Annotated in this window: 20 protein-coding genes; 17 read left to right on the top strand and 3 right to left on the bottom strand. The window is 60.4% G+C overall.

Annotation, left to right across the window (positions count from 1 at the left end; translation table 11 throughout):
• Nucleotides 1-15 precede the first annotated feature (15 nt).
• Both FAZ30_RS08040 and FAZ30_RS08045 read left to right on the top strand, forming a co-directional pair.
• On the top strand, nt 16-567 hold the full coding sequence (locus FAZ30_RS08040; protein WP_233578531.1) for a YceI family protein: 552 nt from the start codon (nt 16-18) through the stop codon (nt 565-567).
• 19 nt (nt 568-586) lie between these two features.
• Nucleotides 587-1,159, top strand: a complete 573-nt coding sequence (locus FAZ30_RS08045) for a YceI family protein (RefSeq protein ID WP_124644412.1) — start codon at nt 587-589, stop codon at nt 1,157-1,159.
• A gap of 67 nt (nt 1,160-1,226) precedes the next feature.
• On the opposite strand, the gene FAZ30_RS08050 is transcribed toward FAZ30_RS08045, so the two are convergent.
• From FAZ30_RS08050 to smc, 3 genes are all read right to left on the bottom strand, one after another.
• Nucleotides 1,227-1,922 (bottom strand): energy transducer TonB, encoded by a 696-nt coding sequence (locus FAZ30_RS08050; RefSeq protein ID WP_137009227.1) that lies wholly within the window; start codon nt 1,920-1,922, stop codon nt 1,227-1,229.
• A gap of 8 nt (nt 1,923-1,930) precedes the next feature.
• Complete coding sequence (locus FAZ30_RS08055; protein ID WP_124644410.1) at nt 1,931-3,310, bottom strand: MFS transporter; 1,380 nt, start codon at nt 3,308-3,310, stop codon at nt 1,931-1,933.
• A 124-nt stretch (nt 3,311-3,434) separates the two neighbouring features.
• Nucleotides 3,435-6,950: a chromosome segregation protein SMC gene (gene smc, locus FAZ30_RS08060; protein WP_425456394.1), complete on the bottom strand. Its 3,516-nt coding sequence runs from the start codon at nt 6,948-6,950 to the stop codon at nt 3,435-3,437.
• 105 nt (nt 6,951-7,055) lie between these two features.
• Here smc and FAZ30_RS08065 point away from each other — a divergent pair, with 105 nt between their 5' ends.
• The 15 genes from FAZ30_RS08065 (at nt 7,056) to FAZ30_RS08135 (ending at nt 20,467) form a co-directional block, all read left to right on the top strand.
• Nucleotides 7,056-7,616, top strand: coding sequence for a YqgE/AlgH family protein (locus FAZ30_RS08065; protein ID WP_124644408.1), 561 nt, complete (start codon nt 7,056-7,058; stop codon nt 7,614-7,616).
• Entirely contained in the window at nt 7,609-8,037 is a 429-nt protein-coding gene (gene ruvX / locus FAZ30_RS08070) for a Holliday junction resolvase RuvX (RefSeq protein WP_124644407.1), read from the top strand. Before FAZ30_RS08065 ends, ruvX begins: the two co-directional genes overlap by 8 nt.
• Nucleotides 8,038-8,050: 13 nt before the next feature.
• Nucleotides 8,051-8,563, top strand: coding sequence for a DUF3592 domain-containing protein (locus tag FAZ30_RS08075; RefSeq protein ID WP_124644406.1), 513 nt, complete (start codon nt 8,051-8,053; stop codon nt 8,561-8,563).
• Nucleotides 8,556-9,023 (top strand): DUF3592 domain-containing protein, encoded by a 468-nt coding sequence (locus FAZ30_RS08080; RefSeq protein ID WP_137009229.1) that lies wholly within the window; start codon nt 8,556-8,558, stop codon nt 9,021-9,023. The genes FAZ30_RS08075 and FAZ30_RS08080 overlap by 8 nt, the downstream gene beginning before the upstream one ends.
• A gap of 175 nt (nt 9,024-9,198) precedes the next feature.
• Entirely contained in the window at nt 9,199-9,924 is a 726-nt protein-coding gene (locus tag FAZ30_RS08085; RefSeq protein ID WP_124644404.1) for an S-methyl-5'-thioinosine phosphorylase, read from the top strand.
• 187 nt (nt 9,925-10,111) lie between these two features.
• Entirely contained in the window at nt 10,112-11,554 is a 1,443-nt protein-coding gene (gene rfbH / locus FAZ30_RS08090; RefSeq protein WP_124644403.1) for a lipopolysaccharide biosynthesis protein RfbH, read from the top strand.
• A gap of 42 nt (nt 11,555-11,596) precedes the next feature.
• Nucleotides 11,597-12,562: a glycosyltransferase family 2 protein gene (locus FAZ30_RS08095; RefSeq protein ID WP_137009231.1), complete on the top strand. Its 966-nt coding sequence runs from the start codon at nt 11,597-11,599 to the stop codon at nt 12,560-12,562.
• Nucleotides 12,563-12,593: 31 nt separating this feature from the next.
• On the top strand, nt 12,594-13,367 hold the full coding sequence (gene rfbF / locus FAZ30_RS08100) for a glucose-1-phosphate cytidylyltransferase (protein WP_137009233.1): 774 nt from the start codon (nt 12,594-12,596) through the stop codon (nt 13,365-13,367).
• Nucleotides 13,364-14,428, top strand: coding sequence for a CDP-glucose 4,6-dehydratase (rfbG, locus tag FAZ30_RS08105; protein WP_124644400.1), 1,065 nt, complete (start codon nt 13,364-13,366; stop codon nt 14,426-14,428). Before rfbF ends, rfbG begins: the two co-directional genes overlap by 4 nt.
• Before the next feature lie 26 nt (nt 14,429-14,454).
• A complete protein-coding gene (locus FAZ30_RS08110) occupies nt 14,455-15,012 on the top strand; it encodes a dTDP-4-dehydrorhamnose 3,5-epimerase family protein (RefSeq protein WP_124644399.1) in 558 nt (185 codons plus the stop codon).
• Nucleotides 15,009-15,860, top strand: a complete 852-nt coding sequence (locus FAZ30_RS08115) for an NAD-dependent epimerase/dehydratase family protein (protein WP_124644398.1) — start codon at nt 15,009-15,011, stop codon at nt 15,858-15,860. Before FAZ30_RS08110 ends, FAZ30_RS08115 begins: the two co-directional genes overlap by 4 nt.
• Before the next feature lie 10 nt (nt 15,861-15,870).
• A complete protein-coding gene (locus FAZ30_RS08120) occupies nt 15,871-16,893 on the top strand; it encodes a radical SAM/SPASM domain-containing protein (RefSeq protein ID WP_124644397.1) in 1,023 nt (340 codons plus the stop codon).
• A gap of 3 nt (nt 16,894-16,896) precedes the next feature.
• A complete protein-coding gene (locus FAZ30_RS08125) occupies nt 16,897-18,201 on the top strand; it encodes a glycosyltransferase family 4 protein (RefSeq protein ID WP_137009235.1) in 1,305 nt (434 codons plus the stop codon).
• Nucleotides 18,183-19,337, top strand: coding sequence for an FkbM family methyltransferase (locus tag FAZ30_RS08130; protein ID WP_137009237.1), 1,155 nt, complete (start codon nt 18,183-18,185; stop codon nt 19,335-19,337). Before FAZ30_RS08125 ends, FAZ30_RS08130 begins: the two co-directional genes overlap by 19 nt.
• Nucleotides 19,334-20,467 (top strand): FkbM family methyltransferase, encoded by a 1,134-nt coding sequence (locus FAZ30_RS08135; protein ID WP_158613610.1) that lies wholly within the window; start codon nt 19,334-19,336, stop codon nt 20,465-20,467. The genes FAZ30_RS08130 and FAZ30_RS08135 overlap by 4 nt, the downstream gene beginning before the upstream one ends.
• Nucleotides 20,468-20,519 lie beyond the last annotated feature (52 nt).

A 20,519-nucleotide genomic window follows, 5' to 3' on the forward strand; every position in this document is an offset into this window, starting at 1 on the left:
GAAGTGAGAACGAGCATGAAACAACTGAGACTGATTCCTGCTGCATTGCTGCTGGTCGCCCCGCTGTTGCAGGCCGCGCCGCTGGACACAGGCAAGAGCCAGATCAACTTCAGCATGAAGCAGCTGAATGTGCCGGTGACCGGCAGCTTCAAGAAATTCAGCGGCACCGTGGTGCTGGACCTGAAGAAACCAGAAACCGGCAAGGCCGACATCAGCATCGACACCGCCAGCATCAGCCTGCCGACCGCCGAAGCAGTGGGCGAGGCCAAGAAGGCAGACTGGTTCAATGTGGCTAAATTCCCGTCGGCCCGCTTTGTCAGCAGCAGCATCAAGAACCTGGGTGGTGGCAAATTGCAGGTGGCTGGCAAGCTGACCATCAAGGGCAATACCCGTGATGTAACGGCTCCCTTCGTGGCCCGTCAGGAAGGTGCCTTGACCGTGGTGGAAGGCGTGCTGCCGGTATCGCGGCTGGCTTACAAGATTGGTGAGGGCGACTGGGCCGATACCGGCACCGTGGCCGATGAAGTACAGATCAAGTTCAAAGTGGCCATTCCGGCCGGCAAATAACACTCAGGAGAGTTAAGTCATGATGAAGAAAGCCTTGTTCGCTGTTGCGTTTTCGGCCTTTGCTGGTGCCGCCCTGGCTGCCCCGGTGAGCTATAGCGTGGACCCGACACACACCGTGGCCCAGTACGAAGTGCGTCACCTTGGTTTCTCGGTACAAACCGGTGTATTCACCAAGACCGCCGGTAATGTGGTGCTGGATACCGAGGCCAAGAAGGGTGCCGTAGACATCACCATCGATACCAACTCGCTGCAAACTTACCTGGCTGCGCGTGATACCCACCTGAAGAGCAAGGATTTCTTCAATGTGGCCCAGTTCCCCACCATCACCTTCAAGTCGACCGATCTGAAGTTTGCTGGTGACAAGCTGGCTGCTGTTAACGGCAACCTGACCATTCTGGGCGTGACCAAGCCGGTTACCCTGACCGTGACCAACTTCGGTGGCGGCAAGAACCCGATGAGCGGCCAGGAAACCTACGGTGCCAACGCCGAAACCACCATCAAGCGCAGCGATTTCGGCATGAAGACTTTCCTGCCGGCGATTGCCGACGATGTCACCCTGAAAGTGAGCATCGAAGCCGTCAAGGCACAGTAATCCCGCTATTGCTGTAGCAAGACCAAAGCCCGCAGATGCGGGCTTTTTTCATGGAATGGCGGGGTGCTCAGTGCGACTGCAGGCTGAAGCTGATTGGCACCAGAATGCGCGATGCGATGGCCGTGCCATCCTGGCGGGCCGGTACAAAGCGCCAGTCGGCCACCGCGGCGCGGGCCGCTTCGTCCAGCCGGCGCGAGTGGCTGCCGTCGACGATGTCGATCTGGCCGGCGCGGCCTTCGGGTGTGACCAGCACCCGCAGCACGACACGGCCTTGTTCGCTCAGTTCACGCGAACGCTCCGGATAGGGCGGCTCGGGGTTATGCAGATAGGCCGTGCGGTATAGCGCGGGATGATTCTCTGCACCGCTGGTCGCCGGCATAGTGACGGCTTTGCCTGGGGGGCTTGCGGCCAGCTTGTCGTTGGCAGGGCTGCTGGCCGGAGTGGCCGGTGCCGGGCTGGCTATAGCCTGCTGTGGTTTGCTGTCCGCCGGCAGGCGTGGGCCGGGTGTCGGTGTGGGCGGGGTGGTGAGCAGGGGCGGTGTGGAGGCTTGCACATGCTTTGTTGGCGGGCTGACGGTGTGCGGCGTCTGCGGCATCCGCGCCGGCATTGTTTGTAACTGTAATTGCAGGCCGGTTTGTGCCGGGGCCGCTGCGGGCGCTGCCGGCCAGAACGCGTGGCCGTAGCCCAGCAGCCCGGCATGCAGCAAGAGCGACAGCAGCAAGGCCGTGGACAGGGACAATGACAGGTGCGGCAGTCGCGGCATGTAGTGACTCAGCAGCGCATGTTGGCCGACGGGCGTGCGTATTGCCACCAGGCGACTGCCATCGACAGCAGATAAAAAACCAGGAACAGCATGAAGGCGGGCACGAAGCTGGCGAACCAGTCCAGTGCGCTGCCGAAGGCCTTGGGGATGAAGAAGCCGCCCAGCGTGGCCGAGACCGAGCTGATGCTCATGGCGGCCACGCCGCGCCGTCCGCCTCGGGCATAGGCGTCGGCAATGCTCTCGCCGCTGCTCTTGGCCTGCCGGCCGGCCTCGATCAGAAATACCTTGGGTGACAGCTGGTAGGACGAGCCATTGCCCACGCCAGCGGCAAAGAACATCAGCAAAAAGGCACACAAGAACAGGATGAAGCTGCCGCCGTCGAGCTCACCGGGCAGGCTGGCCAGAATGAGCAGGGTGCCGATGACCATCAGTGCATTGCACACCAGCGTGGTGATGCCGCCACCGATGCGGTCACCGCACCAGCCGCCTATAGGCCGGGCCAGCGCGCAGATCATCGGCCCCATGAACAGATAGGGTGTGGCATTGACCAGTGGGAACAGCGCGTGCGCCAGCAGCGGAAAGGCCGCGGAAAAACCGATGAAGGTGCCGTAACTGCTCAGATACAAAAGGCAGATATACCAGGTGTGGCGCTCTTTCATCATCAGCCACTGGTCGTGCAGGGTCAGCCGCAGCTTGGGCAGGTCGTGTGCATACAGCAGGCAGAGGGTGGCAATCAGCAGGATGGGGATGATCCAGATATAGCCGGCGTTCTGCAGCCAGATGGGATGCACCTGCGCACCACGGCCCCAGATTTGCGGCTCGCCGGCCAGGCTGCCAAACAGCGGGACGGCAATGGCCAAGGGCACCACGATCTGCACCACCGACACGCCCAGATTGCCCATGCCGGCATTCAGGCCCATGGCAAAGCCCTTGGCCGACTTGGGAAAGAAAAAGCTGGTGTTGGACAAGTGTGATGACGACGCGGCGCCGCCAATGCCGCAGCAGGCGGCCACCAGCAACAGCAAGGGGAAGGGCGCGCTGATGTCCTGCACCAGCCAGCCCACGCCCAGCGCGGGAATCAGCAGGAACAGCGTGGAAATGCCCAGCCAGGTGCCACCGCCCACCCAGCTCCAGATGCAGGCGTAAAACAGCCGCATGATGGCCCCCACCAGTGGTGGAATGGACACCAGCAGAAATTGTTGCTGGCCAGTCATGGCAAAGCCGACTGCCGGCAAATTGCTGACCACGATGCTCCACATCATCCATACATTGAAATTCAGATGCAGGGCGAGGGTGGAGAGCAGGAGATTGCGATTGGCAATCCTGCGGCCGCGGGTTAGCCAGAAAATGATGTTTTCCGGCTCCCAGCGCTTGATGCTTACCGTCATGCCCGAGGTCTCGAAGAAGTCAAAATGTGCGTCATGGCAACGCAAGTCGCGCAGTATGAGCGCCACCTGTCGAGCATAGATTGCGATGTATCAACTGCGCCATGTTGAAACTTGCGTAGATGCGTCATGCAATTTCGCGCATCTTCAGTGCCTCGACAATATCCACCGCCACGATGCGGCTGACGCCCTGTTCCTGCATGGTGACGCCCACCAGCTGCTCGGCCATTTCCATGGTGAGACGGTTGTGCGAGATATACAGGAATTGGGTGCGTTCGGACATTTGCTTGACCAGATCACAGAAGCGGCTGGTGTTGGCATCGTCCAGCGGCGCATCGACTTCGTCGAGCAGACAGAACGGAGCCGGGTTGAGCGAGAACAGTGAAAACACCAGGCTCATCGCCGTCAGCGCCTTTTCGCCACCGGACAGCAGGTGGATGGTGCTGTTTTTCTTGCCCGGCGGCTGGGCGATGATCTGCATGCCGGAATCCAGCAAGTCTTCACCGGTGAGCACCAGCTCGGCACGGCCACCGCCAAACAGGGTGGGGAAAAACTCACGCATCTTGCCATTGACTGCTTCATAGGTGCTTTGCAGCATCTGGCGTGTTTCACCGTCTATCTTCTGGATGGCTTCTTCCAGCGTGGCCATGGCCTGGTTCAGGTCTTCGGCCTGGCTGCCCAGATACTCGCCGCGTTTGCGGGCTTCTTCCAGTTCTTCCAGTGCGGCCAGATTGACCGCCCCCAGCCCTTCCAGGGCGCGGGCCAGGCGGGCGATTTCTGCGGCCAGTGAATTGGGCTTGATGGCATCGGTGAGGTCGGCCAGCAGCGCGGCCTCGTCGGCCTGGGCTTCTTTCAGCTCCTCGGCGAAACGTTCCATGGCCAGGCGGGCTTCCTGGTGCTTGAGCAGCCAGTCGGAACGGCCTTCGCGCAGTGCCGGCAGGGCGGCGTTGACCTCGTGCTGACGCTGGGTCAGCTGGCGCAGTTGCTCGGTCATGCCGTTCAGGCGGTCGCGGGTGTGCGCCAGTGCTGCTTCGTGCTGTTCGCGCAGTTCCAGCGCTTGTTGCATGGCCTCTTCCGGCACGGTGTCGTCGACGGTCTCGGCCTCTTCGGCCAGGGTTTCTAGCCGTTCGGCCAATTGCTGGTCGCGTTCGTCCAGCTCGCGGGCGCGGCGCGCCAGTTCGCCGGCTTTCTGTTCGGCGGTGTTGAGTTCCAGGCGGATTTCATGCAGCTGCCGTTCGGCATCGCGGGTTTTATTGCGGGCCAGTTGCAGGCCGGTTTCGGCATTCAGGCGGTCCAGCCGCACTTCTTCCAGCTGTACGGTCAGCTCTTCCAGTGTCATGGCCGACTCTTCACTCAGCAGTTCGCCTTCTTCGATTTCCAGCGCAGCCTGCTGTTGCTCCTGGCGGATGCGCAAGCGCTCGGCCTCGATAAAGGACAAGCGTGCTGCACCCTGGCGGGCAGCCTGATCCAGCTTGACGTGCTCCAGCGTCACCGCATTCAGCTCGGCTTCCAGCCGGGTGAGCGAACCTTTTTGCGCCCTGACTGCTTCGGCCAGCATGCCGTTCATGCTTTGCAGCGATTCACGGCGCTTTTGCAGTTTGTCGATGTCCGGTGCCAATTGCTGCTGGCGGCCGTGGGCGGCTTCCAGTTGCTGCTTGCGCACCATCACGCCGGCGCCGCTGGCCTCACTGTGAAAGCTGACACTGCTGGCACTGACCCGGTGGCCCTGCGGGGTGAGCAGGCATTGGCCAGCCAGCAGCTGGGCGCGGCGGGCGATGGCCTGGGCCAGGTCATCGGCCAGATACACGCCGTCCAGCCAGTCGGCCAGCGCGGCGGTAAATGGCGCGCTGGCGCTGATCTTGTCCAGCAGGCGCGGCCAGGGCTGGGCGGCCGTGGCCGCCGGCTGTTGGCCATCCACCACGGTCAGCGCTGCCGGTGGCTGCTCGGCGCAATGGGCGGCACGGGCGGTGAGCCGCTCGCCCAGTACCGCTTCCAGCGCGCCCTGCCAGAGCGGGTCGATCTGCACCGACTGCCAGAGCTGCGGGCTGTGGCTGAGGCCTTGTTGTTCCAGCCAGTCGGCCAGTTTTTCACCGGCGGCCTCGCGTTCCAGTACAGCAGTCAGCGCGGCCACTTCGGCTTCGGCCCTGGCCAGTTCGGCGCGCTGGCTGGCGAGTTGTTCGTCCAGCTTTTCCCGCTCCGAGGCCAGATCGGCCAGTTTGGCTTCGTCGGCCACCACCCGCGCGCGCACCGCGTTCAGTGCCGAGCGCGCCCGTTCTACTTCAGCTTGCGCCGCTGCTTGCTGGGCGTGGTCGGGGAGATTGAGTTCGGTCAGCTCGCGCTGCAACGATTGTTCGCGGCCGGCCAACTGTTCCAGTGCACGGCGCTGGTGCTCGGCTTTTTGCCGCGCCAGGTCGCGCTCGCGAGTGAGGTTGGCCTGCTGTGCCAGCAGCTGTGCCTGCAACTGGTCGCGCGCACGGAATTCGGCTTCGGCCATGGGCAGCAGGTCGGCACCGTCTTCCAGCGCCATCTGCGCTTCTTCCAGGCGCATCTGGGCTTCTTCGCGCCGGGGCAGCCAGTCGTCCAGCTCCATGCCGGCCTGACGGCGGCTTTCGGCCAGTTGTTGGCGTTCGCTGCGGGCGGCGGCCAGTTCGCGTTCCACCCGCACCTGGTTTTGCTGGCGATGGCGTTGCTGTTCTTCCAGCCGCGCCAGTGCCGCATTGGCTTCAAACAGCCGCTGTTGTGCTTCATGTACTGCATCACTCACCGCGTAGTGGCTTTCGCGCACGGTTTCCAGTTCGCTATCCAGATGGGTGAGCGCCGCTTCCATGGCGGCTTCTTCGGTTTCAATGCGCGACAGCTCGGCACGGGCGTGCGCTTCGTTGCGGCTGGCTTCTTCACGGCGGGCCAGTGCCAGCAAGTTTTGCTTGTGGGTGAGGGTGCCGCGCAGGTCGTGGTACTGGGCGGCCACTTCGGCTTGCTCGCTCAGCCGTTCCACCTGGCGCTCCAGCTCCTGGCGCAGGTCTTCGATGCGTTCCAGATTGGCACGGGTGTCAGCGATGCGGTGTTCGGTTTCGCGGCGGCGTTCCTTGTATTTGGAGACGCCGGCGGCTTCTTCCAGATAGGCGCGCAGCTCTTCCGGGCGGGCTTCGATGATACGCGAGATCATGCCCTGTTCGATGACTGCATAGCCACGCGCGCCCACGCCGGTGCCGAGGAACAGATCGGTGATGTCGCGGCGGCGCACTTGCTGGTTGTTGATGTAGTAGCTGGACTCGCCCTGGCGGGTCAGTACCCGTTTGATGGCCACTTCGGTGTACTGCCCCCACGGGCCGGTGAGCTGGCCGTCGGCATTGTCGAACACCAGTTCCACCGAGGCGCGGCTGACCGGCTTGCGAGTGGATGAGCCGTTGAAGATCACGTCCTGCATCGACTCGCCGCGCAGCTGCTTGGCGCTGGATTCGCCCAGCACCCAGCGCACCGCGTCAATCACATTGGATTTGCCGCAGCCATTGGGGCCGATTACCGCCACCAGCTGGCCGGGGACCGGAATGCTGGTGGGATCGACAAATGACTTGAAGCCGGAGAGTTTGACGTGGGTCAGGCGCAAGGCGTCCTCGCTGGGTGAATGAAGCAACGGCGGCATTTTATCAGGGTGGCGGCATTTGGTCGGATTTGCTGCAGATCAAGCGTCAAACTGCGCCAGGAGTTGTCAGCGCTGTTGTCAACTTTGTTGTGCCATAATGCCCGCATGGAACCGCTATCGCTGACCGATCACTTTCTGATTGCCATGCCCAATATGGCTGATCCCCTGTTTGCCCGCTCGCTCATTTACCTGTGCGAGCACGGCGAACACGGTGCCATGGGCCTGATCATCAACAAGCCATCCGGCATTGCCATGGTGCAGTTGTTCGAGCAGATCGACCTGCCGCTGGAAAACGATCCGCTGCGTGGCGAGTCGGTGTACTTCGGTGGGCCGGTACAGCCAGACCGTGGCTTTGTGCTGCATGCGCCAGCCGGGCATTGGCAGTCCAGCCTGCAGGTCAAGGACGGCATGGCGCTGACCACGTCCAAGGATGTGCTGATTGCCGTTTCCGAGGGCCGTGCCCCGGAGCGCATGCTGATTACCCTGGGCTATGCCGGCTGGACCGCCGGGCAGCTGGAGCAGGAAATCCGCGACAACAGCTGGCTGACCGTCAAGGCCGAGCCTTCCATCCTGTTTGATCTGGCGGCAGAGCTGCGCTACGACGCCGCCATGTCCTTGCTGGGATTTGATCCCTCCTTGCTGTCGGGAGATATCGGGCATGCTTGAGGGAACGGTACTGGCTTTTGATTTTGGCGAACGGCGCATCGGCGTGGCCATGGGTGAAACCATGCTGGGCATTGCCCATCCGCTGCTGACCATCGATACCGAAATCACCGACGCCCGCTTTGCTGCCATCGGCAAGCTGATCGACGAATGGCGGCCGGCGCAACTGGTGGTGGGCCTGCCCATGCACCAGGACGACACCGAACATCAAATGACCCAGCTGGCGCGCCGTTTTGCCAACCGTCTCAAGGGCCGTTTCGGCCTGCCGGTGTGGCTGGTGGACGAGCGGCTGACTTCGGTAATTGCCGAATCCATGCTGGAAGAGGCCGGCGTGCGTGGCCGCAAACAGAAACCGGCGCTGGACCAGGTGGCTGCCCAGGCCATTCTGGCCACCTGGTTCGAAAGCCCCGGCATCGCCGTCTGAACCATTTATCATCATGCATCTATCGCCCCGTTTGCAGACATCCATCCTGATGCTGGCCTTCCTGCTCAGCCTGTCAGGGCTGGTATACCTGCTGCTGGACCCGGCGCGCAGTGCCAGCCAGTGGCAGCCGGCCCCCGGCCATGTCGAATCCAGCCGTATTCTGGTCAATAGCCCGCCCGAGCACCCCGACCAGATCCACTGGGAGCCTTATGTGCAGTACCTGTACACGGTAAACGGCGAGCTCTACCACGGTGATCAGCTATACGCCGTGGCTGCTGGCCTGCCGGGCGATCACAGCAGTGCCGAAGACATCACCCGTCGCTTTCCTGCCGGCAAGGCCGTGGTGGTGTATTACAACCCGCACGAGCCGACGCGCGCGGTGCTGATCCGCGCCGGCGACAGCAGCATCGGCAGCGGGCAGTTCATTCTGGCGGCGCTCAGCACCCTGTTTGGCTGGGCCTTGCTCGACCGTCTGCTGCAACGCTGGCGGCTGGGGCGCGGCAAGCGGGCGGCAGCGCATGGTTGAAAAGCTGCTGCAAAGCCTGATGCTGCTGGCCGGACTGGCCGCTTTCGGCTATCTATGGTGGCTGGGGGCCAAGGGCGATGCGTCGAGTAGCTGGCCCAGTGCGGTCGGCATCGTGCAGCAAAGCCAACTGGAACAGCGCCAGGTCAATGCCGGTGGCGATCGCGACAATACCTGGGAATACTTTCCCCACATCAGCTACCACTACCAGGTGCAGGGGCAGGACTATCAATCCACTAACCGGCGCTTTCCCAACCCCGGTTACAGCCGCAGCCAGCAGGAAGTGGCTGCCATCCTGGCGCGCTATCCCGCCGGCGCGCAGGTAAGGGTGTATTACAACCCGGCCAATCCGGCCGAAGCCTGCCTGGAAACCGGTCAGCACTGGACCGCCTGGGTGGGCAAGGTGATTGCGCTGCTGATGGCCGTAGTGGCTGCCTGGCTGCTGTGGCGCGGGCAAGACTGAAGCGTCAGCAGGGAGGCCGGACATCCGGCGGCCCTTGTCAGCAGGTTTTTCCATGCCAATCGACTGCCGTACCGGATAAAGCAATTTATCCCCCCGCCCGATTAAGCCATAATGCCAGCAAAACCAAGCCGCATGGCACTTGCATCCACGCCATGCCATAACAAGGGGACCGACTATGTTGGCCATTATCGGAGGCAGCGGTCTAGCCAAGCTGCCGGTTCTGGAAGTAACCCATCGCCAGGTAGTGAGAACACCGTACGGTGATCCATCCTGCGCGCTGACTTTTGGCCGCATCGGTGAGCAAAACGTGGTGTTCATCGCCCGCCACGGCCACGGCCACTCGCTGGCACCGCATGAAATCAATTACCGCGCCAATATCTGGGCGCTGCACAACCAGGGCGTGAAAGGCATTCTGTCCATCGGCTCGGTCGGCGGCATTCGCGCCGACATGGGACCGGGCACGCTGGTGGTGCCGGACAACATCATCGATTACAGCTGGGGCCGCAAGCACACCTTTTTTGATGGCCCGGAGCGGCCGGTGGTGCATGTGGATTTCAGCAATCCCTACGACGACGGCCTGCGCAGCAAGTTGATCGAGGCGGTCAAGGCCAGCGGCAAACCAGCCGTCAACCAGGGTATCTACGCCTGCACCCAGGGCCCACGACTGGAAACCGCAGCAGAAATCCTCAGGCTGGAGCGCGATGGTGCCGATATAGTCGGCATGACCGGCATGCCCGAAGCCTGCCTGGCCCGCGAATTGAACCTGCCCTATGCCCACCTGTGCCTGGTCGTGAACTGGGCCGCCGGCAAGGGTGGCAGCGCCACGGTGAATTTCGATCCCGCGACGGCCGAAGCCGGCATCAGCGATGTCACCGCAGTGCTGCTGGCGATGCTGTCTTGAGCGCAGCCCCGGCTATCAGGTCAGAGCGGTTTGCCGTAGCCACGGCAACCATGGATGGATTGAAAGGTAAATAATGAGTGAGTTTGCAGGGCAACTGGCCTTGGCGCGGTATTTTGATCCGGCCAGTGGCGCAGCGACTGAAACGGAAGTTCTCGTACTGGAGCAGGCTGATCGACAATGCCTTGTCATGCGACTGCCATTGCCGCTGGTCGACTTGCTGGCCAGTCTGTCCTCGGGCAATGCGCCTGCGGTGGCGGAAATATTTCATCTGGATTCATCGCAGCTGCATGGCTTGCATGCCGCTACGCCGAGTGAGCTGGAGCAAGTGCATCGCTGGGCAGCGCGCTACTGGGTGGCGCGGCATGGCGCCAGCAAGTTCGACCAGACTCCGCCTTTTGTCCCTGGACAAACTACCGTTCCCCCATCCGGCAAGGTGATTGGCACGCCCGAGCTGCTGGCCATGACCGATGCCGTGATGGATGGCTGGCTGACCACCGGCCGCTTCAATACCCGCTTTGAGCAGGCGCTGGGGCAGTTTGTCGGTGTGCCGCATGTGCTCACCACCTCGTCTGGCTCTTCGGCCAATCTGCTGGCCTTCATGGCCCTGACCTCGCCACGGCTGGGTGAGCGCGCCATCCGTCCGGGTGACGAGGTCATTACCGTGGCCGCTGGTTTTCCCACCACGGTCAATCCGGCCATCCAGTTTGGTGCCATCCCGGTTTTCGTCGATATCCAGCTGCCTACCTACAATATCGATGTCAGCCGCATCGAGGCCGCCATTTCGCCCAAAACCCGCGCCATCATGCTGGCCCATACCCTGGGTAACCCGTTTGATGTCGCGGCGGTGAAGGCGCTGGCTGACAAGCATGGCCTGTGGCTGGTGGAAGACTGCTGCGATGCCCTGGGTGCGCGCTTTAACGGCCAGCATGTCGGTACTTTTGGCGACCTGGCCACCGTCAGCTTTTATCCGGCCCACCACATCACCATGGGCGAGGGCGGTGCGGTGTTTGGCCGCTCTGCCGAGCTGATGGCCATTGTCGAATCCTTCCGCGACTGGGGCCGTGACTGTTACTGCAAAACCGGCTGTGACAATACCTGTGGCAAGCGGTTTGGCTGGCAGTTTGGTGAGCTTCCCTTCGGCTACGACCACAAATACGTGTACACCCATGTCGGTTACAACCTGAAAATCACCGATATGCAGGCGGCCTGTGCCCTGGCCCAAATGGACCGTCTGCCCGGTTTCATTACTACACGCCAACAGCATTTCGACTACCTGAGCCAGGCGCTGCAACCACTGGCCGATCGCCTGCTCCTGCCACAAGCCACGCCAGGCAGTGAGCCTTCCTGGTTCGGCTTCCCGCTGACCTTGCGTCCCGAAGCGGGTGTGGCGCGGGTGGACCTGCTGGCCTATCTGGATAGCCAGAAGATTGGCAGCCGCCTGCTGTTTGGTGGCAACTTGCTGCGCCAGCCCTATATGAAAGGCGTGCCGCATCGCGTCAGCGGTGGTCTGGAGCAAACCGATACCGTCATGCACGATACCTTCTGGATCGGACTGTATCCTGGGCTGACCACGGCTGCGCTGGACTGGACGGTTCAGCAGTTGCGCAGCTATCTGGGTGTATTTGACTAGGCCGGGCCAGAACTCAACCGTTTCCGTTTCGAGGAAGACTGCATGACGACTCCACGTGTCACCATCGGGATGCCGATTTACCGTGAAGCCCGCTACCTGGACATGACCCTCCAGTCGCTGCTGGCGCAAACATTCGGCGATTTTGAACTGATCATCTCGGATAATTGTTCTGATGATGGTACTTACGAAATCGCCGAACGCTATGCCAGCATGGATAGCCGTATCCAGTTGCTGCGTACCGAGCAAACCATTGCCGCCCCCCAGAATTTCTACCGCATTTTCGAACGTGCGCGTGGCGAATACATGATGTTTGCGGCTGGTCATGATCTCTATCACGCCAGTTTCATTGAGCGCTGCGTGCAGCAGCTGGATGACAATCCCAATGTAGTGCTGGCCACCGCCGCCACCGCCTGGTTCAACGATAGTGGCGTAGGGTCGGTGATTGGCGGTGCTTACGATACCCGTGGCGTTGATAAGCTTTCACGCATGACGGTGGTGGTATGGGGCCTGACCTTTGCCTATCAGCTGTATGGCCTGAACCGTATGTCTGCCTTCCGCCAGGTGCAGTATCGTGATGTGCAAATGCCCATCATGGGCATCGACCACGTCATGCTGTTCGAAATGGCCAGCCTGGGTGAGTTCGCCCACAACCCGGAAGTGCTGTTTTTCCTGCGCCAGGCGCACGACTTTGGTGACCCGGAAGCCTACAAGCGCAAGCTGATGCTGGACGGGGTGGATGGATTCCAGAGCTTCGAGAACCAGATCAATGCCTATATGGATGTCATCCGGCGTAACCTGCCGCCAGGAGTCGATCGCGACATGTTCATCAATAACGTGGTGAACTGCTGCCTGCTCAAGTATCGCAATACCCTGCAATGTTATGGACTCGACTTCACCCAGATCAGCGAACAGACTTCGCCGATCCTGGCGCAGTACCTGACGGTGCAAAAAGACATGGCCAATTTCATGAATATCCTGCTCGGCGAGTGCTACGGCCACATCGCCTGAGGTCAACAGCAATGGCTGATGGAGAACAACAATGAAAGCAGTGATTCTGGCGGGTGGTCTGGGGACGAGAATATCCGAAGAAAGCCATTTGAAGCCCAAGCCGATGATCGATATCGGAGGTAAGCCCATCTTGTGGCACATCATGAAGATCTACTCTTCACATGGCATCAATGACTTCATCATCTGCCTGGGTTACAAGGGCTATGTGATCAAGGAGTATTTCGCCAATTACTTCCTGCACATGTCAGACGTCACCATTGATTTCTCCAACAACCAGATGGAAGTGCACGAGCGGCATGCCGAACCCTGGCGTGTGACCTTGCTGGATACCGGTGAAAACACCATGACGGGTGGCCGTCTGAAACGTGTCCGCAACTATCTGGCTGCGGGTGAGAGCTTTTGCTTCACCTACGGCGACGGCGTAGCCGATATCGATATTACCGCCGAGGTGGCCTTTCACCGTGAGCATGGCAAGCTGGCCACCGTGGCTGCCGTGCAGCCGCCAGGGCGTTATGGTGCTTTGCTGACGGATGGCGCGCAGGTGACCGGTTTCCGCGAAAAACCACCAGGTGATGGTGGCTGGATCAATGGTGGCTTTTTTGTGTTGCAGCCTGAGGCCATTGATTTTGTGGAGGCCGATGCCACCAGTTGGGAAGGCGAGCCCATGGCCGAGCTGGCCGGCCATCAGCAATTGATGGCATTTGAGCACAATGGCTTCTGGCAGCCGATGGACACCCTGCGCGAGAAGTCGCAGCTGGATGATTTGTGGCGCTCGGGTAACGCCCCGTGGAAAGTCTGGCCATGAATCCGCAGTTCTGGCGCGGCCGCAAGGTGTTGCTGACCGGGCATACCGGCTTCAAGGGCAGTTGGCTGAGCCTGATGCTGGCTGGTTTTGGTGCCCGGCTGGCCGGTTATGCCCTGCCGGCAGAGCCGGTTTCCCTGTTTCGCCAGGCCGGGCTGGACGCCTTGTTCGAGCTGCATGCCGAGCAGGACATTCGCGATCCCGCCATGCTGGCGCAGGTGATGGAGCAATTCAGCCCCGAATTGGTGATCCACCTGGCCGCCCAGCCGCTGGTGCGGCGCAGCTATGCCCAACCAGTGGACACCTGGTCGAGCAATGTCATGGGTACGGTTCATCTGCTGGAGGCGGTACGGCATTGTCCTGCGGTGCAAGCTACGCTGGTGGTGACCTCGGACAAATGCTATCAAAACCAGAACTGGAACTGGGGCTATCGCGAGTCGGACCCGCTAGGAGGCCATGACCCCTACAGTGCCAGCAAGGCTGCTACCGAGCTGGTGGTGCAGAGCTATCGGCAAAGTTATTTCGATGCTGCAGGCCCCTTGCTGGCCACGGCCCGTGCCGGCAATGTCATCGGCGGCGGCGACTGGAGCGAGGACCGCCTGATCCCTGATATCGTGCGCGGCATGCAGCACGCCAGCCCGGCGCGTATTCGCTTTCCTGGTGCCACCCGGCCCTGGCAGCATGTCCTTTCCTGCCTGGATGGTTACCTTACCTTGTCCGAACGCTTGCTGGCCGGCGAAAGAAATCTTGCCCAGCCATTCAACTTTGGCCCTGCCGCTGCCGATAACCTAACAGTGCTGCATGTTTTGCAGGCCTTGCAGGCCAGCTGGCCGGCGCTGCGCTGGGAGCTGGGTGACGAATCGCCTTTGCATGAAGCCGCGCTGTTGGCCCTGGATGCCACACGAGCCAATCTGCAACTGGCCTGGCGACCGGCCTTGAGCCTGGAGCAGGGTTTGCAGTGGACTGCCGACTGGTATCGCCAGGTCGTGGATGCACCTGATCTGGCGCGAGCGCTCACTGAGCAGCAGATCGCAGATTATCTCGTCCTGTCAGCCCGCAGCTGAGCGCTGACCGGGTAGCAAGGAATACCGTGAGCAGCAAATTTGAAATCCAAGCCCTGCCGCAGGCGGGCGCTTACCGGGTAAGCCGCCAGCCCATCGCGGATAGTCGGGGTTTGTTTGAGCGCCTGTATTGTGCCGAGGAGCTGCAAGCATTGATCGGCAAGCCGCTGGCCCAGATCAATCGCTCGCTCAGCACCCGTGCCGGCACCCTGCGCGGCATGCATTTCCAGTATCAGCCCCGGGCAGAAGTCAAACTGGTGTCCTGCCTGCGCGGTGCCATTTTCGACGTGATCGTCGACATCCGTGCCGGTTCGCCAACGTATTTGCAATGGCATGGCGAGGTCCTGAGTGAACAGAATCATGTGGGTATCATTGTGCCGCAAGGGTTTGCCCATGGTTTTCAGACCTTGGTTGACGATGCCGAAACCTTGTATTTCGTGGACGAATTTTTTGATCCGGAACATTATGCCGGCCTGAATCCGCTCGATCCTGCGCTGGCGATTGACTGGCCGTTGCCAGTCAGCGAAATGTCGGAGCGGGACCGCACTTACCCGCTGCTGCCAGACTTTCAGGCGGTGTGCTTATGAGCAAGTCCGTGCGGCGTATTGCCATTAGCGGTGCCAGTGGTTTTATTGGCCAGCATGTACTGGCAGCCTTACAACACAGCGATGACGAGATCGTCGCGCTGTGTCGCGATCCTTCCCGCCTGCAGCAGTGGCAGCCACGGGTGGAAGTACTGCAGCTGGATCATGCCAAGCCACCGGCCGATGCTTATGAGCAGATGGGCCGGCCGGATGTCTTGCTGCACCTGGCATGGCAGGGTTTGCCCAATTATCAGTCCTTGCACCATTTCGAGCAGGAATTGCCACGGCAGTATGCCTTCTTGCGCCAGCTGGTGGCCGAGGGACTGCCGGCGCTGGTGGTGGCCGGAACGTGTTTTGAGTACGGCCTGCAGTCAGGGGCCCTGTCCGTGGCACAGTGGCCACAACCTGCCACACCCTATGCGCTGGCCAAGCATGTCCTGCATCAGCAGCTGCGTTTTCTGGCGCAGCAAACCGGCTTTTCCCTGAGCTGGGCGCGGCTGTTCTACATGCATGGTAGCGGCCAGCCACCCCAGACCTTGTGGTCACAGCTGGAGGCCGCCGTGGCAAGAGGCGAGACACGTTTCAATATGTCGGGTGGGGAGCAGCTGCGTGATTATCTGCCGGTGGCCGAAGTTGCCCGGCAATTGCTGGCGCTGGTACGCGCCCCCGGCCAGCCTGCACTGTGTAATATCTGTTCCGGCCAGCCGGTATCGGTGCGGCGTCTGGTGGAAGGCTGGATTGCCGAGCAGGGCTGGAACATAGACTTGAACCTGGGTCATTACCCTTATCCGCAACATGAGCCAATGGCCTTCTGGGGTGTCCCGGCCAGGTTCGAGCCCAAGAATATATGAGGAGTGTGCCGTGAAAGCCGTGGTCAAACCCCGCATCCATCTGGATGACAGAACCCCTCTGGAGACGGTGATTCCGTTATCCACCCCGTTTATCCTGAATGTTGATCCGGCCAGTGCCTGCAACTTCCAGTGTACTTTCTGCCCCACTGGCGATCGCGGCCTGATCAAGGATACCGGCCGTTTTCAGGGGCGGATGAAGCTGGAAGTGTTCCAGAAGATCATTGACGACCTGGCAGCCTTTCCGCAGCCCTTGAAAGTGCTACGGCTGTACAAGGATGGCGAGCCCTTCCTCAACAAGAATCTGGCGCAGATGGTCGACTACGCGCGCCGTAGCGGGCGCGCCGCCTATATCGATACCACTACCAACGGTTCTTTGCTGGAGCCGGAACGTGTGCTGCCGGTGATTGAGGCCGGCCTGGATCGCATCAATATCTCTATTGATGGCATGAACCGAGAGCAATACCTGCGCTTCACCAAGTTCGATATCGATTTCGAACAGATGGTGGCCAATATCCGCCATTTGTATGAGAACCGGGGCGATTGTGAAGTATTCATCAAGATTCCCTCGGAACTGATCACCACGGCGCAGCGGCAGCAGTTCCTGGATATTTTTGGCGAGATCGCGGATCGCATCTATATCGAGAACTTTGCGCCATGCTGGCCGGAGTTCGATGTTGAGGCCAGAACCGGCATCCAGATTAGCCGGGGCATCTACGACCAGGATGTGAGTGAAACCAATACCTGCCCCTATATCTTTTATTCGATGTCGGTGAATGCGGATGGTCAGGTCAGCTCCTGCTTTCTGGACTGGGGGCGCAAGCTGCTGATTGGTGATGTGCGCGAGCAATCGCTGGTCGATATATGGAATTCGCCTGCGATGAACGATTTGCGCATTCTGCATCTGGAAGGAAAGCGCAAGTCGCATCCGGTATGCGGCAAGTGCGGCCAGCTATCGCATTGCCTGCCGGATAATATCGATGCCCACGCGCCCATGCTGCTGGAGCGCATGCAGCGCTTTCTGGGGCGGAGCTAAGCAGTGTCCGGCGCTGTTGGCGACATGCTGACCATCGTGCATCTGACTGCCCACCTTGGGGGCGGGGTCGGCAAGGCCATGTGCAGCCTGGTTGCGGGGGGCCGGCAGGGGATCAAGCACCACTTTCTTTGCCTGGAGCGCCCGGAAAAGCAATTGTGGATAGAGCAGTTGCGCCAGCTGGGTGCCCAGGTATCGGTGTGCCCGGACCGGGCGCAACTGGAGCATATTCTCCGGCAGGCCGACATCGTGCAGCTGGAGTGGTGGAATCACCCGGCCACGCTGCACTGCCTGGCCGGTCTGGATGGCATCCCGATGCGGCTGGTGAGCTGGTGTCATGTATCTGGCTTGTTCAGCCCGGTCCTGCCGCTGGGTTTGCTGGAGGTCTGCGATCAGGTGGTGCTGACATCGGCCTGTTCGCTACAGGCAGAAGGCATCGCCAAGCTGCAGGCCCGGCGTCCACATCGGCTCCGAGTGATCTCGAGTGGCAGCGGGCTGGCCAATCAGCCGATACCGGAACGTGCTGTCAGTCAGCCCTTGCTGGCCGGTTATCTGGGTAGCCTCAATTTCTCCAAGCTACATCCGCGCTATGTTGAGTATTTCCGTCTGGTGGCAGATAAGACGCTGGCCATCCGCATGGCGGGCGATGTGCTGAATCAGGCGCTATTGCAAGAACAGGCCGCCAGGATGGACAGGCCGGGCTTATTGCAGTTCGAAGGGTTTACCGCCCGGCCCGGTGAATTCCTCTCCCAAATCAACGTGCTGCCTTATCTGTTGAACCCCACACATTACGGCACGGCAGAAAATGCCTTGCTTGAAGCTATGGCCATGGGAGTGCTGCCCATCGTGTTGGCCAATCCGGCAGAACAGGCGATTGTGCAGCATGGCCACACCGGTTTTGTCATCGAGACTCCACAGGAAATGGCACAAGTCCTGCACATGCTGCAGCAAGATCCTGCACGCCGGCTGGAGATGGGCCTGGCTGCAGCCAGGCAGGTACGTGCGCAGTTTACCGATACGGCCATGGCGGAATCCTTTGCTGCGTGTTATCAGGACCTGATGTCACAAGATAAAGGCATGCACGCATTTTCCCGGGCCATAGGCAGTCAGCCCGAGCAGTGGTTTCTCAGTTGCCAGCCACAGCCTCAGCAATTTTTACAGCAGCAATGGAGTGAGTTGCTGAACGGAGATGGGCGCTATGCCGTGCTGGAGCAAACTAAGGGAAGTGTTTTTCATTTCCATGACTGCTTTCCCGATAATGCGCAGTTGAGCGGCTGGAGTAAGGCATTGGCATGTATCAACGCGAATTGACTGACATGGATGACCTGGCCCATGCGCAGGCGCTGCTGGGCGAGATCTGTAGCCGCGTTATCCCTGCGGCACCGCGCAAGGTGGACAAGCCGCTATGGCTTTATGGCGCAGGTAATCTGGGGCGAATGGCTTATGCCTACCTGCAGTGGCTGGGCATTCCGGTAGCCGGGGTGGTCGACCGCCAGGCCGCGCATTGGCGTGGGCAGGATGATTGGCAGGGAATCGCCCTGTATGCACCTGATGAGCTAAGCGATACCGATCAGCAGCAAGGCCTGCTGGCCGTGACCATTTCCACCTTGCCCTTCAGTGTATTGCAGCAGCAATTACGGGCTGCCGGCTGGAACGATGTATTGCCGTTTTATGATGTGGCCGAGGCCTATCGCGACCGACACCCTCTGAGCAATGGCTGGTTTGCCGACACGCTGAGCCCGCTGGAAATACAGGGCATGCAGCAAGCACTGGCACGATGGGACGATGCCCACTCGCGAGCACATTATCTGCAGTTTCTTGCCTGGCGCTGTTTGCGTGAAGACTGGGTGGATGCCAGCCATCCTGTGCTGCCTGAACAGCGCTATTTCATCCCCGAGCTGCGCGCCTGCTGGCAGGCACGGGAATGTTGGCTGGATGTGGGAGCGCATCACGGAGAGGTCAGTCAGCGTATCCACTCGGAACGACAAGGTGCGGATGACCGCTTTATCCTGATAGAGGCCGATCCTGCCAATGCACAAGTCATCCGGCAGCAATGCCCATCCTTTGAGTTGTTGCCGCTCTGCGTTGGCGACAGCAACCGGCCGCAGCCCTTTCTGGGCGGACAAGGCTATGCCTCGCAAGTCACTGCATTGGCAACCGAGCTGGTGCAGCAAGTGACGCTCGACAGCCTGCGCTTGCCTGCCAGCATCATCAAACTGCATCTGGAAGGGCATGAACTGGCGGCTTTGCGTGGCGCGCTGCAGACCTTGTTGCAGCAAAGACCGGTGCTGATGATGACTGTCTATCATAACCGTCAGGGTATGGCCGAGCTGCCCGCATGGCTCGCGGAGCATTTGCCGGACTATCGTTTGCTGTTCCGCCTGCATGGCTGGTGCGGAACGGCTGCCGTGATTTACGCCTTACCATCGGAAAGAATGCACTCATGAATCAGGCTGAATTGTTTCGGCATCTCCAGTCGCTGTCTCATCCCGATCAGCTCTGGACATTACTGCGCCGGCAAACATCTGATTGCACACTCGCCCCCAGCGCTCTGGCTGGTCTTGGTGCTTGTGTGCTGTATGGCGCAGGTTTTTTTGCCAGAGAAGTGCTGCAACAGTGGCAGCAGGCCGGATATCAACCACAAGGGTTGGTGGATAGCAACCCCGCCAAATGGGGAGGGGAGTTGGAGGGGATGACCATCCAGTCTCCGGCTGTGCTGGCACAGCTACCGGCAGGAACGGCGGTGGTGATTGCTGCGATGCAGGTGCATGGCCTGGGTGAGCCATTGCAGGAGCTGGGCCTGGATGTCTGGTATGCCGAGCGTGACGGTAGTATTGGCCGCACGCCTGGTCATTGGCTGTTACGGCATCCAGAACGGGTAGACAAACTGTGGTCTTCCTTGCAGGAAAACCACTCGCGCCAGGTGTTGTTGTATACGATGGCTGCCAGATTGTTCCAGCAGTTCCATTTCCCCATGCAGGGCAATATCTTCCTCAACCCGCTTGCCAGTTCGCCCCAGTATTTTGATCATCGCGTCTGGCAGCCTCGTGGCAGGCAAGTCTATGTGGATTGCGGTGCATTCGATGGTGACTCGATTGTCGCGTTCGTCCGCGCACTGGGTGATGAACATCAGATCATCGCTTACGAGGGTGATCGTCAGAATTACCTGAATGCACAAGCCAACTTGCAGCGCTACCAGATTGCAGCACAGATGCGGCATTGCATTGTGGGTGGTCAGCACGATACCGGTCTGAGTTACAACTGCCGTGATCTTCCTGGCGAACAGGCGGTGGAGCGGATTACACTCGATCAGGATCTGTTTGCACGGGCAATCCATCCGACATTGATCAAGATGGATATCGAGGGGAGTGAGCTGGCTGCGCTGGAAGGAAGCAGGCAAATCATCCAGCAAGTACGGCCGCGGCTGGCTATCTGCAGTTATCACACTACCCGCGATCTGATCGAAGTACCCATGTTCATCATCGAACACGGGGAAAACTACCGCCTGATCTTGCGGCACCATTCACCTAATACCCTGTGGGAAACCGTTGCTTACGGCGAACCTTTGCCCGCTTGAGGCTTTGCCTGCCTGCTCGAACATTTCACCCTCACGGCATGTCGGCCATGCC

The organism is Aquitalea aquatilis (genome assembly GCF_005155025.1).
GTDB lineage: Bacteria > Pseudomonadota > Gammaproteobacteria > Burkholderiales > Chromobacteriaceae > Aquitalea > Aquitalea aquatilis.